Origin of the sequence: Stenotrophomonas nitritireducens, from assembly GCF_001431425.1 — a bacterium.
Classification (GTDB): Bacteria; Pseudomonadota; Gammaproteobacteria; order Xanthomonadales; family Xanthomonadaceae; genus Stenotrophomonas; species Stenotrophomonas nitritireducens.
Genome location: NZ_LDJG01000011.1, coordinates 18,276 through 33,040, shown reverse-complemented (window position 1 = coordinate 33,040; position 14,765 = coordinate 18,276). Strand labels below are relative to the sequence as shown.

The window sequence follows — 14,765 nt, the reverse complement described above, 5'->3', positions numbered from 1 at the left end:
CAAAAGAAAAGCCCAGCCGGTGAAGGCTGGGCTTTATAGATGGTGGAGGTGGGCGGAATTGAACCGCCGTCCGAAGGCACTCCATCCCCGGTACTACATGCTTAGCTCGCCGTTGCATCTCGTCCCGGAACAGCACGGCGCGCAAAGCGCATCCCGGAACCAGCCCGCTTTATCTAGCTTGGAGCTGACGGGCAGCCACCCCATGCGATTCCGTGATGATGACCCTACGCAGCGAGCACGGACACAAGCTGTTTCGGGGCTTAGACCTTAAGCGGCCAGAGCGTAGTTGTCGTCGTTGGCAACTATGAGTTTTGCAGCTGGATTTACGAGGAAAGCTACCCCCTCGGCATGCACCAAGCGACTTCACAACCCCCGTCGAAACCAGTGCACCCCCGATTTCTTCAAGAATCTTCAGTCTTCATCGTCCAGATCCGCGATGCGATCCGGTCGATGCTCGACGTCGGCCATGGTACGCGATGCCGCCAGCGTCGTCACCTCCGCGCATTTCCCTGGACACCCCGCAGTCAGGCGTCATCCGTGTCCCGGGGCAGCGATGCGGATCCATGTCCCTGAAATGAAAAACGTCCGCAAACCGAGGCGGTCTGCAGACGCTCTTCAACTGGCGGAGTGAGAGGGATTCGAACCCTCGATAGAGCTTTTGACCCTATACTCCCTTAGCAGGGGAGCCCCTTCGGCCTCTCGGGCATCACTCCGTTTTCTTTCGCCCTGCCGCGTGTTCCGTGGCAGGGCGCGAAGAATACCGTTTAACGGGGTGAAAGGTAAACCCTTATTCGGAAGTTTCTTCACTTCCCGGTGCAGCCGGCTCGTCGCCGCGCTGGATACGCTGGAAAATTTCCTCACGGTGCACCGCCACGTCCTTCGGCGCGGTGATACCGATACGTACCTGGTTGCCCTTGACGCCGAGCACGGTCACGCTGACCGAGTCACCAATCATCAGGGTTTCGCCTACACGGCGAGTCAGGATCAACATTGTGCGAATCTCCATGGAACCAGTGGGGGCTTCCCACCGGCATTGGCGCGCCAAGTACCTGCGCCCCACGACAAAGGGAAAAGACCCCCAATGTTAATGGCAGGGCGCCGGCGCCTTCAAGGCGCGCGGTTGTCTACGTTCATGCCAAGTGTGGCTTGATCCATTCCAGCACGCCTTCGAGCGCGGCGACCAGTTTGGGACCGTCTTCACCACCACCCTGCGCCAGATCGGGACGACCACCGCCCTTGCCACCGATCTGACCGGCGACATGGGACAGCAGTTCCCCGGCCTTGACCCTGCCCATTGCCGAGCCGTTCACGCCAGCGACCAGGGATGCCTTTCCATCCTGGATGCCGGCCAGCAGGATCACCGCGTCGCCCAGCTGCTGCTTCAGGCGGTCCATGGCATCGCGCAGCGCCTTGGCGTCGAAGCCTTCCAGGCGCGCAGCCAGTACCTTCACGCCACCGATCTCGACTGCCGACGCGCCGAGGTCGGCGGTCGCGCCCGAAGCCAGCTTGGCCTTGAGGGCTTCCAGCTCGCGCTCGAGCTTCTTCTGCCGCTCGCCGAGCTGGCGGATCTTCTCGACCACGTCGGTCGCCGCGCCGCCCAGCAGGCTTGCGGCCTCGGCCAGACGGGCTTCCTCGGCATCCACATGGTCCAGCGCGCCCTGCCCGGTCACCGCCTCGATGCGGCGCACGCCGGAGGAGACGCCACCTTCGGAGGTGATCTTGAACAGGCCGATATCGCCGGTGCGCGATACGTGGGTGCCGCCGCACAGTTCGGTGGAGTAGTCGCCCATCTTCAGCACGCGCACGTTCTCGCCGTACTTCTCGCCGAACAACGCCATCGCACCGAAGTCCAGCGCCTCCTGCATGCCCATGTGGTGCACTTCGGCGGCGTTGTTGGCGCGCACCTGCTCGTTGACCTTGCGCTCGATGATCGCCAGTTCATCCGCGCCGATCGGCTGGAAGTGCGAGAAATCGAAGCGCAGGCGGTCCGGCGCCACCAGCGAGCCCTTCTGCTGCACATGGGTGCCGAGCACCTCGCGCAGGGCGGCATGCAGCAGGTGGGTGGCGGAGTGGTTGAGGATGGTGGCGCTGCGGCGGGCGTTGTCGATCGTGCCGGACAGCACGTCGCCGAGCTTGATCGCGCCCTGGTTCAAGATGCCGACATGACCGTGGAACTGCCCGGCGAACTTCTGCGTATCGGACACCGCCACCTGCGCGCCGTTTCCGGACAGCGTGCCGGTGTCGCCGACCTGGCCGCCCGACTCGGCATAGAACGGGGTCCTGTCGGTGAACAGGATCACCTCGTCGCCGGCCTGCACGGCATCCACCGGGCGTCCGTCCTTGAGCAGCGCGACCACCTTCAGGCCGTCGGCCTGGAGCTGGTCGTAGCCAAGGAAGACGGTCGGCGACAGCGTGGCGACAAGTTCCGCCGGCAGCTGCACGCCGCCACCGAACTTGCCGGCGGCGCGCGCCATTTCGCGCTGGTGCTCCATGGCGGAGTCGAAGCCGGCCATGTCCACCGTCATGCCGCGCTCGCGGGCGATGTCGGCGGTCAGGTCGACCGGGAAGCCGTAGGTGTCGTACAGACGGAAAGCATCGGCGCCGGGAATGACGCCGTCGCCGACCTTGGCCGCGACGTCGTCGAAGATCTTCATGCCGGCATCCAGCGTCTCGGCGAAGCGCTCTTCCTCGGCCAGCAGCGCCTTCTGTACCGTCGCGGCCGCGGCCGGCAGTTCCGGATAGGCCTCGCCCATCAGCTCGACCAGGGTCGGCACCAGCTTGTGGAAGAACGGCTGGCGCACGCCCAGCATCCAGCCGTGGCGCAGGGCACGGCGGATGATCCGGCGCAGCACATAGCCCCGGCCTTCATTGGACGGCAGCACGCCATCGACGATGAGGAAGGAGCAGGCGCGGATGTGGTCGGCGATCACGCGCAGCGACTTGTTCTCCAGGTCGGCGGTGCCGGTCAGCCCGGAAGCCTTGCGGATCAGCGCCTGGAACAGGTCGATTTCATAGTTGGTGTGCACGTGCTGCAGGATCGCCGCCAGGCGCTCCAGGCCCATGCCGGTATCCACGCACGGCGCCGGCAGCGGCACCAGCGTACCGTCGGGCTGGCGGTCGAACTGCATGAAAACCAGGTTCCAGATTTCGATGAAGCGGTCGCCATCTTCATCCGGAGAACCCGGGGGACCGCCGGCGATATGCTCGCCGTGGTCGAAGAAAATCTCGGTGCACGGACCGCACGGGCCGGTATCGGCCATCTGCCAGAAATTGTCGGAGGCGTACGGCGCGCCCTTGTTGTCGCCGATGCGGACGATGCGCTCTTCCGGCACGCCGATCATGTCGCGCCACAGCGCGTAGGCCTCGTCGTCGTTGTGGTAGACGGTGACCAGCAGGCGCTCGGCCGGCAGCTTCCAGACCTGGGTCAGCAGCTCCCAGGCCCAGGCGATGGCGTCCTTCTTGAAGTAATCGCCGAAGGACCAGTTGCCCAGCATCTCGAAGAAGGTGTGATGGCGGGCGGTGTAGCCGACCGAATCGAGGTCGTTGTGCTTGCCGCCGGCGCGCAGGCAGCGCTGGACGTCGGCCGCGCGCACGTAGCTGCGCTTCTCCGCGCCCAGGAACACGTCCTTGAACTGCACCATGCCGGAGTTGGTGAACAGCAGGGTCGGATCGTTGCCCGGCACCAGCGGCGCGGACGGCACGATGGTGTGGCCCTTCCCCTTGAAGAATTCGAGGAAGTCGGCACGGATCTGTGAGGTAGTGAACTTTGCGGGTGTATTCATGAGGACTGGCGATAGGCGGGCTGGCGGCAGCCGGCTCCCCACGCGGTTCGTGGATCCGGAACGGCCGAAACCCTGAAAGGGTATCAGGCCCGGTCCATTCAGTCCTCAGGATCGTAGCGGGTGGCGCTGCGGATGCAGCCCCCGTCGAAGCCGCGCCGGGCCAGCATGTCCGCGGCCTTGCGCCGCTGCGCCAGATCCTGCGGCCCCTCCGGACCGAAACGCCGGCAGACCAGTTCCCGGGCCAGTTCCGCCCAGTCGCCTTCGAAGGTGGCCATCGCGGCCTCGATCCGCTCGCTGTCCAGGCCATGGGTGCCGAGTTCGGCACGGATATGCAGGGGACCATAGCCTCCCCCGGACCGGTTGCGCACCAGGGCCTCGGCGAAACGGGTGTCGTCCTGCCAGCCCTCTTCGGCCAGCTTCGCTACCGCGGCGTCGACTTCGTCCGCATCCACGCCCCGGGCCTTGAGCTTGCGTCCCAGTTCCTTGCGCGAATGCTCGCGCCTTACCAGCAGCCCCAGAGCACGCTGCAGCGGCGTCTGTTCACGCGGCCGCCGGCTGCGGCGGCCAGGCCGGTCTTCGCTGTCGTTCATCGCCTGCCATCACCCTGCGCCGGCGCAGGGCCAGCCCGATACCGGTGAAAACCGCGGGAACGGGACGGCGTCACTGACGATGCGCCGCCCGTTCCCGCGGGAAAATCATTCCTCGTCTTCGCCGTCACCCGCTTCGCGGGCGGCGTCGGCCGGCTGGAACTTCTCGCGCAGTTCGGCCTCGAGCCTGGCCGCTACCTGCGGGTTGTCGCGCAGGTAGCCGCGGGCGTTGTCCTTGCCCTGGCCGATGCGCTCGTCGCCGTAGCTGTACCATGCGCCCGCCTTCTCCACGAGCTTGGCATCCACACCCATATCGATCAGTTCGCCCTCGCGGCTGATGCCCTCGCCATAGAGGATCTCCGTGATCACCTGCTTGAACGGAGGCGCCAGCTTGTTCTTGACGACCTTGATCTTGGTCTGGTTGCCGATGATCTCGTCGCCCTTCTTGATCGCGCCGATGCGGCGGATGTCCAGGCGCACCGAGGCGTAGAACTTCAGCGCGTTGCCGCCGGTGGTGGTTTCCGGGCTCTGGCCCGGCATCATCACGCCGATCTTCATGCGCAGCTGGTTGATGAAGATCACCAGCGTGTTGGAGCGCTTGATGTTGCCGGTCAGCTTGCGCAGCGCCTGGCTCATCAGGCGGGCCTGCAGGCCCGGCAGCTGGTCGCCCATCTCGCCTTCGATTTCGGCCTTCGGGGTCAGCGCGGCGACCGAGTCGATCACCAGGATGTCGACCGAGCCCGAACGCACCAGCATGTCGGCGATCTCCAGCGCCTGTTCGCCGGTATCAGGCTGCGACAGCAGCAGGTCGTCCACGTTCACGCCCAGCTTGGCGGCGTAGATCGGGTCCAGGGCATGCTCGGCATCGATGAAGGCCGCGGTGCCCCCCATCTTCTGGCATTCGGCGATGGCCTGCAGGGTCAGGGTGGTCTTGCCCGAGGATTCCGGGCCATAGATCTCAACGACGCGCCCCTTGGGCAGGCCGCCGATGCCCAGGGCGATGTCCAGCATCAGCGAGCCGGTCGGGATGGCCTCGACGGGCTCGACCACGCGGTCGCCCATGCGCATCACCGAGCCCTTGCCGAACTGCTTCTCGATCTGGCCCAAGGCTGCGGCAAGAGCACGCTTCTTGTTCTCGTCCATCAGGTCGTTCCTCGCGGGGGATTTGGATTTCGTCATGGGGTTCACTGTAGCGGGGCCGTATCGCATAGGCTGAGACTGGTTGCGACGCGGCCAGATTATCGGGCCGGGAAGGATACCGGCAGCGACGCCACCGCCCTTCTTCCGTAGGAAAACCATCGCGCCTGCGATGGGAAAAACACCGTCACCGGTTGGGCCTCAGCAGGCCGCAGTACAGCCCTTCGATGGCGAAATCCTGGTCCGGCAGAACCTCGATGGGCGCGTAGTCCGGGTTGCGCGGCAGCAGGCGGATGCGGTCCTTGCCGACCTTGAGCAACTTGACGGTGATCTCGTCGTCGATGCGCGCCACCACGATCTGCCCGGAACGCGCGTCGCGGGTCCGGTGCACGCCGATCAGGTCGCCATCGAAGATGCCCTCGTCGATCATCGAATCGCCCTGCACCTTCAACAGGTAGTCCGGCGCGGGCGAGAAGAACACCTTGTCCAGCACCACGAAGTCGTCCGAGCCGATGTCCGCGCCGATCGGCAGGCCGGCGGCGACCCGCCCCAGCACCGGCAGGCGCAGCACCTGCTCTTCGGCCAACGCGGCGGCCGGCAGCGCGGCGGCATCCGCCTCGTCGGCCGGGCGTACGAGGCGGATGCCCCGTGCCCGGCCCGGCACCCGCTCGATGGCGCCGGCCGCTTCCAGCGCATCCAGGTGGTATTGCGCCGAGCGCACCCCCTTGAAGCCGAAGGCACGGGCGATCTCGGTCTGCGAGGGCGGCACGCCCTCGCTGTCGATGCGCTCGGCGATCAGGTCGAGGATGGCCTGCTGGGTATCGGTCAGGTTCATGGTTAGTAGTAATACTACTAACTGACATAAGGAATCAAGCGATTGACACCTTCGGATTGATTAATTTATGTTTTACATAAATTAATCAAAAGGAAATGAAATGGCTTTCTTCCCGAAAGACCAAGTGCGTGTCCATGGCCGGACTCTGGTCACGCTTGGCACGTTGGGCATCACCTGCGTCGCAGCCATGGGGTTCATGTTGACAATGATGTCGTGGCTGCCGGACTGGGCCCCCCAAGCCTCGGTATGGACCATTGCCGGAATCGAATGGAAGCAGGCAGTCGTCATGAACACGACCGGCAAATGGCTGTTGAGCACGGCCGGAATGCTGTGGACGCTGGCCTATCTGACCCCGTTGATCGCTCTGCGCCGGCTGGGTCGCTGCCTTTACGCGAATGAGGCCCTGAGCCGGCCGGTAGCTGATGCCTTCCGGTGGCTGGCGCATTCGGTGCTGGGGTTCGCCCTGTTCAATGCCGGCAGTATCGTGCTGGCCGCCATCGCCGCCGAAGGCAATCACGTGCCACAACACGACATCTCCATCAGTGTCGCTGGTTGCTACCTGTTCCTCATCGCCTGTCTCTGCCTGTACAGCGTGGCGCACCTGATGCAGTTGGCGACCGAGGCAGCCGACGACGCGCAGAGCATCGTCTGATGCCGATCATCGTCAATCTCGACGTGATGCTGGCCCGCCGCAAGGTGAAATCAAAGGAACTGGCGGAGCGCGTGGGCATCAGCGAGACCAATCTTTCCCTGCTCAAGCAGGGCCATGTCAAAGGTATCCGCTTCGCTACATTGGAGGCGATCTGCCGGGAACTAAAGTGCCAGCCGGGGGAACTGCTCGAGTATCGCGTCGACAGATATCCGGCCGGAAGCGAAGGCTGAGCGGCTCATGACCGCTTCCCGCTGCGCCAGATCGAGAACAGGATCCATACCCCGCACAGCCCGGCGCCGAGGAAGCCGGCCACACCCAGCGCCAGCAGCCAGCGGTTGGTGCCGCTGCCGATGCTGTTCATGACGATGGACGAGCCGATGATCAGGGCGGCGGTGACGATGCCGACGGTGAGCCGGTTGGCGGCCCGGTTGACCTGGTCGCCGAAGCCTTTCAGCGCGGGGGTATCCACCATCAGCTGCATGCGCCCGCGGCGGGCCGCCTGCAGCAGCCGGCGCAGGTCGCGCGGCAGATCTCCGGCCAGATCGAGCGCACCGAGCAGACTGCGGCGGCCGCGCCGCAGCACGGCCCGCGGCGCATACCGGCGGCGCATGATCCGTTCCAGGAACGGACGCGCGGCGCCGGCCATGTCGAAATCCGGATCCAGCTGCCGCCCCATGCCCTCCAGGGTCAGGAAGGTCTTGATCATCAGCGCCAGGTCGGCCGGCAGGGTCAGGCCGTACTGCCGCAGCAGCGCGGTCACGTCGCCCAGCATCAGGCCCACGCGCAGGTCCTTGAGCGGCACGCCGCGGTACTGGTCGACGAAACTGCCCAGGTCGTGCTGCAGGCGCGATTCGTCCACCTCCACGCCGCCGGCCCATTCCAGCAGCACGTCGGTCACCGCTTCCGGATCCTGCGACACCAGCCCGTGCAGCAGCCGCGCGACCTGGAACCGGCGCTGCTCGGACAGCCGCCCGACCATGCCGAAATCGATGATGCCGATGCGGCCATCGCGCATGTAGAAGATGTTGCCCGGGTGCGGGTCGGCGTGGAAACAGCCGTCGTCGAGCACCATCTTCAGGATGATCGCCGCGCCGGTATGCGCCAGCGCCACGCGGTCCAGGCCGGCCGCATCGACGGCGTCCAGGTCGCGCCCGGGGATGCCGTCGACGAAGTCCTGCACGTTGAGGCTCTCGCAGGTCCATTGCCAGTGCACGCGCGGGATCAGCACCTCCGCATGACCGGCGAAGTTGCCGGCGATGCGCTCGGCGTTGCGGCACTCGGCGGCGAAATCCAGTTCGCGGCGCAGCGACTGGGTGAACTGCTGCACCACTTCCGAGGGCCGGTAGCGGCGCAGGTCCGGCAGGCGCGCCTCGATGATCTCGGCCAGGCGCGCCAGCAGGCGCAGGTCGGCCTCGACCACGTCGCGGATACCTGGGCGGCGGACCTTCAGCACCACCGACGTGCCGTCGTGCAGCCAGGCACGGTGCGCCTGCGCCAGCGAAGCGGCCGCCATCGGCCGCTCTTCCAGCCGGGCGAAAGCCTGTTCCGGGGGCTCGCCCAGGTCGGCCTCGAGCTGCCCGCGCACCTGTTCGTACGGCAACGCCGGCACCGCGTTCTGCAGCTCGCTGAACTCGGCGATCCATTCCGGCGGAAACAGGTCCACGCGCGTGGCCAGTACCTGCCCCAGCTTGACGAAGGTCGGGCCGAGGTCTTCCATCGCGCGCCGCACCCGCACCGGCGCCGACATTTTCAGGATCTGTCCGGGGTCGTTCCAGTGCAGCAGGCGGCCGGCGCGCTGCAGCACGTCGGCCATGCCGATGCGGCGGACGACGTCGCCAAAGCCGTAGCGGATCAGGACCGCAGCGATCTCCTGCAACCGGCCGAGATCGCGCACGGTACCCAGGGCTTCCCACATCAGCTGCACCCTCCGCATCCCGGGCCGCACCGCGACATCACAGCAGGGCCTCCAGCCCCTCAAGCGCGCGCGCCACGGTCTGCCGCCGCACTGCATCGCGGTCGCCGTCGAAATGGAACAGTTCGGCATGCGTGTAACCGCCGCGCCGCTTCCAGCCGATCCACACGGTACCGACCGGCTTGTCGGCGCTGCCGCCGCCCGGCCCGGCGATGCCGGTGACGGCGACGGCGACGCTGGCGCCGGAATGCACCAGTGCACCGGACACCATTTCGATCACCGTTTCGCGGCTCACCGCGCCCTGGCTTTCCAGCGTCTGCGGGCGCACGCCCAGCAGCGCCTGCTTGGCCTCGTAGCTGTAGGCCACCATGCCGCAATCGAACCAGTCCGAAGAGCCGGCAACGCCGGTCATCGCCTTGGCGATCCAGCCGCCGGTACAGCTTTCGGCCGTGACGACACGGTCGCGCGCGACGCGCAGGCGTTCGCCCAGACGGGTGGCCAATCGCTCCAGTTCAAGATCGTCGACAGGGGGGGACATGCTGGCGCCCATGCAAAAAACGGCCCTCCGTTTTAGCGCAAAAACGCGCCGGGCGCCGGGTTCGTTGCGCCGGCCTGCAGCATACCGACGGATTGGCCGAGGCCATCGCCAGGCAATGTTGCCGTTCGCGCTCCGCATCGACCAGCCGCTGCCGCGCCGGATCGGATGCGTGCCGGAGCGGCGCGCCCAGCGCTGCGGCCGTTGTCCGGAACCAACGCCGGAGCCTGGTTCGCCCAGCGCGCCCTACCAGTGGCATGGACTGCGCATGCCTCCCGGCCATAGGCGACGCGGCCGCCGACGCCTCGCGCCGCGGCCTCAGCGCGAACAGCCTTCCAGCTTCAACGCCTGCCCCGGCTTGATCGCATAGGCCGGCGCGCGCAGTCCGTTGGCACGTGCCAGGGCCGGCACGTCGCACTGGAAGCGCGTGGCGATGCGGCCGAGCGTGTCGCCCTTGGCGACCTTGTAGCTGCGTGCGGCCGGACGGGGCGCCGGGCGCGCCGGCGCGGTCGGCGCCGCGGCGGCAGGCTGGCCCGACTGCATCGACTGCACATCGCCCACCGCCACGTTGCCGGTGTAGGCCGCGGCCTGCGGCCGCTTGATCGCGGCATTCAGGTCGGCGGTGATCAGCGCCCTGGCCAGGTCCGCGCGCGGCCCGCTCACGCATTGGCGGTTGTACAGCCCGGCGATGCGGGTGGTGGCATTGATGGTAGTGCCGGCCGGAATCCAGCCATCGGCCTCGTAACGCGGATTGAGGTTGCGCAGCACGCGCATGTAGCCGTCGCGGGTGCCGGCGCTGCCCAGGCAGATGGTCAGTTCGTAGATCGTGGTGGACCTGGCCAGGCGGATCGTGGCCGGCTGCGCGTTGACCTTCGGGAACTCCACGCCGTACTGCTGCGGGTGCAGGAAGATCCAGGCCGCGGCGATCACCATCGGCACGTAGTCCTTGGTCTCGCCGGGGAACTGGTTGTAGATCGAATCGGTCCAGAAGCTCTGTCCGCCGCCCTGGTTGAACACCCGCTGCGCCCTGCCCTCGCCGCCGTTGTAGGCGGCCAGCGCCAGCTCGATATTGCGGTTGAGCTGGCCCATCCGCTCGTTCATGTAGGCGGCACTGGCCTCGGCGGCGCTGCGCGCATCGAAGCGGGTGTCGAAGCCGGTGCCGTCCGGGCCGAGGCCGAAGCGGCGGCCGGTGGCCGGCATGAACTGCATCAGCCCGGCCGCACCGGCGCGCGAGGAGGCATGCACGCGGCCGTTGGACTCCTTGGCCATGATGCCGAACAGCAGCCCCTCGGGCAGGCCGCGCTTCTCCCACTCCGGCCACATCACCGCGCGCAGGTTCATGTAGTTCTCATAGCTGGTCAGCAGCGCCGGGCGCATGTCGGTCAACCAGCGGCGGATGCCGGCCTGGATCGCCGGGTTGTATTCGACCATCTCGTCGAAGGCGTGGCGGTGGTCGTTGAGCAGCGCCGCCGCGCGCGCGGCTTCCGGCACATCGGCGACCAGCGGGCCGACATGGTCGGGATCGGCCTCCAGCGTATCGCCGGCTTCGTCGGCGGCATCGCCGGCGCTGTCGTCGGCCTGCTTCTTCAACAGCCGCTTGTAGGTGGACAGCAGGGTGCCGACCTGGCAGCCCTTCTGGCCGATGCAGGCGTCGATCACGTCCTCCATGTCCTCCAGCGCCGCATTGCCCTCGGCGGTGCCCTTGGGATCGGCGTTGGCGACCAGCAGCAGCGCGTCGGTGTAGCGCTTCTCCGCTGTCGCCATGCGCTGCTCGATCGCGTCGACCTTGGCCTTGTCGCGGGCGGACACGCGCTGCGCGTGGGCGGTGGGAACGGCAACCAGCAGCGAAGCGGCGACCAGCAGGGAGCAGCGGCGGACAGTCGGAACGGAAGCGGGCATCAGCGGCATTACGGACGGAAAGGCTGGCAGGGTAGCCGCCGGCCTTGTCCGGCGGCAACCGGCGCGCCGAGGCGATACAGTCGGCCGTTAGAATCCCCTCACGCCTCCCTCCAAGAGCTCCCCCATGGACCCCATCCTGATCGGCAAAGGCACCACCGACGACATCGCCGTCACCCTGCTCCCGCAGTTCGGCAACCGCCATGGCCTGGTGGCCGGCGCCACCGGCACCGGCAAGACGGTGACGCTGATGACCCTGGCCGAGGGCTTCTCGCGGCTGGGCGTGCCGGTATTCATGGCCGACGTGAAGGGTGATGTGGCCGGCCTGGCGGTACCCGGCGACATCAGCGAGAAACTGGCCGCACGCGCCGCCGAGATCGGGGTCGATGGCTACACCGCGCAGGCCAGCCCCACGATTTTCTGGGACCTGTACGGCCAGCTCGGCCATCCGGTGCGCACCACGGTCAGCGAGATGGGGCCGACCCTGCTGGCGCGCATCCTCGAGCTCAACGACACCCAGGCCGGCGTGCTCGACATCGTGTTCAAGCTGGCCGACGACCGCGGCCTGCTGCTGCTCGACCTGGACGACCTGCGCGCCCTGCTCAACCTGATCGCCGAAGAGCGCAAGGACGTATCCACCGGATACGGACTGGTCAGCGCGCCTAGCATCGCCGCCATCCAGCGGTCGCTGCTGCGCCTGTCGCAGGACGGCGGCGAGAACTTCTTCGGCGAACCGGCGCTGGAACTGGCCGACATCATGCGCGTCAACCACGATGGCCACGGCGTGATCGGCATCCTCGCCGCCGCGCAGCTGATCCTCAAGCCGCGCCTGTACTCGACCTTCCTGCTGTGGCTGCTGTCCGAGCTGTTCGAGAAGCTGCCGGAAGTGGGCGACCTGGAGAAACCCAGGCTGGTGTTCATCTTCGACGAGGCGCACCTGCTGTTCAACGACGCCCCGGCCGCGCTGGTGCAGCGCATCGAACAGGTGGTGCGGCTGATCCGCTCCAAGGGCGTGGGCGTGTACTTCTGTTCGCAGTTCCCCGACGACGTGCCGGCCAACATCCTCGGCCAGCTCGGCAACCGCGTGCAGCATGCGCTGCGCGCCTTCACCCCGCGCGACCAGAAGGCGGTGAAGACGGCCGCGGAGACTTTCGTGCAGAACCCGAAGCTGGACGTGGTGGCCACGCTGTCGCAGCTGGGCACCGGCGAGGCGCTGGTTTCGACGCTGCAGGACAAGGGCATCCCCGCGCCCGTGCAGAAGACGCTGGTGGCGCCGCCGCGTTGCCGCATGGGCTCGATCAGCGAGTCCGAACGCATGCAGGTACGCGCCGGCAGCCCGGTCGGCAGCCGCTATGACACCGCCATCAACCGCGAATCGGCCGCCGAGATCCTCGCCGCCCGCGCCCAGCAGGCCGCCGAGCAGGCGCAGGCACCGGCCGCGCAGGGCGCTGGACAGGGCGGAATCGGCCAGAAGATCAGCGAGCTCCTGTTCGGCAGCGGACGCAAACAGGGCATGGTCGAATCGGTGGCCAAGCAGACCACGCGCAATGTCGGCGGCTCGATCGGACGCAGCGTCGGCAGCTCGATCGGCGAATCGGTGATGGGCAAGACCGGCAAGAAGTACGGCGGCCAGATCGGCAACCAGATCGTGCGCGGCATCCTCGGCGGCATCTTCGGCGGCAAGCGCTGAACGCATGTCGCGCTGGCGCCCCCCCGCGGAAAAAAGCACCGCCCTGATCACCGCGCAGGGCCATGCGCGGCTGAAGGCCGAACTGGACGAACTGTGGCGGCAGCGCCGGCCAGAGGTGGTCAAGGCGCTGGCCGCGGCCGCGGCCGAGGGCGACCGTTCGGAAAACGCCGAGTACACCTACCGCAAGAAGCAACTGGGCGAGATCGACCGGCGCGTGCGCTACCTGAGCAAGCGCCTGGAAGCGCTGCGGGTGGTGGACACGCGCCCCAGCGACCCGGAAGCGGTGTTCTTCGGTGCGACGGTGGAGCTGGAGAACGTGCAGTCCGGCCAGACCCACGTCTACCGCATCGTCGGCCCGGACGAGACCGACGCGACGGCCGGCTGGATCAGCATCGATTCGCCGCTGGCCCGCGCCCTGCTGAAAAAGCGCATCGACGACGAATTCGAGGTGGAACTGCCGGGCGGACGGCAGGCCTTCGCCATCGTCGGCATCGACTACGCGGTGGGTCCGCAGGGGCCGGCATAAGCTCCCCGGGGCGCCCGCCCAGCGCGGCGACCGCGGCCGAATCCCGCGCACGCGGCACATACGCCAGCGCATGCGGACAACCGGCCCGCATTGTGGAATCAAGCCACTAGGCAACGTCGTCCGGAACATACCCGGACGTATTTGACGCGCCTTCATTGGCCTGTGTATTGCTCTCCGGTTGCCCATGTCGCCACGGAAGAAACATGCACGCGCCCGAAGCCACGGCCCCCACCCTCGAACAGGACGTCACCAGCCAGCGCCGGCCGGCACGTACCGGCATCGTCATCGATGCGTCCTGCGACGTATCGGCCGATTTCATCGCCCATCCCGACGTGGCGGTGATCCCCATCCCGATCCGCATCGGCCCGGTCACCTATGTCGACCAGCACGACGCCGACGCCACCAGCCGCTACATGCGCGAGAACGCCAACGGCGAGGGCGTGACCGGCCAGTCGATCCCGCTGGACGCGGCGCAGATGAGCGCATTCTTCCTCGAACGCTTCGCGCTGGAGTACGACTCGGTGTTCTGCCTGACGATCACCGCCAGCCGCAGCCCGATCCACGACGCCGCCCGCCACGGCAGCACTTTGGCGATGAATGCCATCCGCACGCTGCGCCAGGCATCGGGCATCACCCGGCCGTTCCAGTTCCGGGTCATCGATACCCGCAACATGTTCGCCGGCTCCGGCGTTCCGGCCATGGCCTTGATGGACATGCTGCGCGCGCAGGTGCCGCCCAAGGACATCCGCGATCCCCTGCAGCGCATCATCGACACCACCCACACCTATTACGTCCCGGACAACCTGGGCTATGCGCGCACCCGTTCGCGCGTGCGCGGCGACCGCAGCATCAAGCTGCTCAACGTGCTGCTGGGCAGCGCGCTGGACATCAAGCCGATCATCCTCGGCCGCAACGGCGACACCCATCCGGTCGCCCGCTTCCGCGGCCGCGACGAAGCCTGGAGCCGCCTGTTCGCCCATGCCGGGGCGCAGGTTCGGCGCGGGCTGTATGCGCCGCACCTGGTCGTTTCCCATGCGGGCCCGGTGCAGGAGGTGCTGCAGCTGGAGGCGCTCGCGCGACTGCGCGATATCTGCGAGAAAGAGGGCGTGCACCTGCACGTGCTGCCGATGAGCATCACCGGGATGATGAACATCGGCCCGGGCGGGCTCACCCTGGCCTTCGCCGGCGAGCCGCAGGACGGCCGTTTCTGATC

At 67.2% G+C, this 14,765-nt stretch carries 13 protein-coding genes, 1 tRNA gene and 1 other RNA gene; 5 read left to right on the top strand and 10 right to left on the bottom strand.

The features are described 5' to 3' along the window. Positions 1-40: 40 nt before the first annotated feature. From ssrA to lexA, 7 genes are all read right to left on the bottom strand, one after another. Positions 41-394, bottom strand: a transfer-messenger RNA (tmRNA) gene (gene ssrA / locus ABB22_RS17770). A gap of 226 nt (positions 395-620) precedes the next feature. After that, a tRNA-Ser gene (locus ABB22_RS08085) sits at positions 621-713 on the bottom strand. Between the two features lie 74 nt (positions 714-787). After that, positions 788-991: a carbon storage regulator CsrA gene (gene csrA / locus ABB22_RS08080; protein WP_055765406.1), complete on the bottom strand. Its 204-nt coding sequence runs from the start codon at positions 989-991 to the stop codon at positions 788-790. A 139-nt stretch (positions 992-1,130) separates the two neighbouring features. After that, positions 1,131-3,782, bottom strand: a complete 2,652-nt coding sequence (alaS, locus tag ABB22_RS08075) for an alanine--tRNA ligase (protein WP_055764747.1) — start codon at positions 3,780-3,782, stop codon at positions 1,131-1,133. Positions 3,783-3,880: 98 nt separating this feature from the next. Then, complete coding sequence (gene recX, locus ABB22_RS08070; protein ID WP_055764745.1) at positions 3,881-4,372, bottom strand: recombination regulator RecX; 492 nt, start codon at positions 4,370-4,372, stop codon at positions 3,881-3,883. 105 nt (positions 4,373-4,477) lie between these two features. After that, complete coding sequence (gene recA, locus ABB22_RS08065) at positions 4,478-5,512, bottom strand: recombinase RecA (RefSeq protein WP_055764743.1); 1,035 nt, start codon at positions 5,510-5,512, stop codon at positions 4,478-4,480. Positions 5,513-5,693: 181 nt separating this feature from the next. Beyond that, positions 5,694-6,341 (bottom strand): transcriptional repressor LexA, encoded by a 648-nt coding sequence (gene lexA, locus ABB22_RS08060; RefSeq protein WP_055764740.1) that lies wholly within the window; start codon positions 6,339-6,341, stop codon positions 5,694-5,696. Positions 6,342-6,441: 100 nt separating this feature from the next. On the opposite strand from lexA, the gene ABB22_RS08055 reads away from it, so the two are divergent. Both ABB22_RS08055 and ABB22_RS08050 read left to right on the top strand, forming a co-directional pair. Beyond that, positions 6,442-6,993 (top strand): hypothetical protein, encoded by a 552-nt coding sequence (locus ABB22_RS08055; protein WP_055764738.1) that lies wholly within the window; start codon positions 6,442-6,444, stop codon positions 6,991-6,993. Then, positions 6,993-7,223, top strand: coding sequence for a helix-turn-helix domain-containing protein (locus tag ABB22_RS08050; RefSeq protein WP_055764736.1), 231 nt, complete (start codon positions 6,993-6,995; stop codon positions 7,221-7,223). Before ABB22_RS08055 ends, ABB22_RS08050 begins: the two co-directional genes overlap by 1 nt. Positions 7,224-7,228: 5 nt before the next feature. Here the strand turns inward: ABB22_RS08050 and ubiB are convergent, their stop codons facing one another. The 3 genes from ubiB to ABB22_RS08035 form a co-directional block, all read right to left on the bottom strand. Continuing rightward, positions 7,229-8,908 carry a 2-polyprenylphenol 6-hydroxylase gene (ubiB, locus tag ABB22_RS08045; RefSeq protein ID WP_055764734.1) on the bottom strand — a complete coding sequence of 560 codons (1,680 nt, stop codon included), beginning with the start codon at positions 8,906-8,908 and terminating at the stop codon, positions 7,229-7,231. Positions 8,909-8,945: 37 nt separating this feature from the next. Beyond that, on the bottom strand, positions 8,946-9,443 hold the full coding sequence (locus ABB22_RS08040; RefSeq protein ID WP_055765403.1) for a CinA family protein: 498 nt from the start codon (positions 9,441-9,443) through the stop codon (positions 8,946-8,948). 315 nt (positions 9,444-9,758) lie between these two features. Beyond that, a complete protein-coding gene (locus ABB22_RS08035; protein WP_055765400.1) occupies positions 9,759-11,339 on the bottom strand; it encodes a transglycosylase SLT domain-containing protein in 1,581 nt (526 codons plus the stop codon). Positions 11,340-11,463: 124 nt separating this feature from the next. Here ABB22_RS08035 and ABB22_RS08030 point away from each other — a divergent pair, with 124 nt between their 5' ends. The 3 genes from ABB22_RS08030 (at position 11,464) to ABB22_RS08020 (ending at position 14,763) form a co-directional block, all read left to right on the top strand. Then, the gene (locus ABB22_RS08030) at positions 11,464-13,026 is read left to right on the top strand and encodes a helicase HerA-like domain-containing protein (protein ID WP_055764731.1); all 1,563 of its coding nucleotides are present in this window, start codon (positions 11,464-11,466) and stop codon (positions 13,024-13,026) included. A 4-nt stretch (positions 13,027-13,030) separates the two neighbouring features. After that, positions 13,031-13,552, top strand: a complete 522-nt coding sequence (gene greB, locus ABB22_RS08025; RefSeq protein ID WP_055764729.1) for a transcription elongation factor GreB — start codon at positions 13,031-13,033, stop codon at positions 13,550-13,552. A gap of 203 nt (positions 13,553-13,755) precedes the next feature. Beyond that, on the top strand, positions 13,756-14,763 hold the full coding sequence (locus tag ABB22_RS08020) for a DegV family protein (RefSeq protein WP_055764727.1): 1,008 nt from the start codon (positions 13,756-13,758) through the stop codon (positions 14,761-14,763). Positions 14,764-14,765 lie beyond the last annotated feature (2 nt).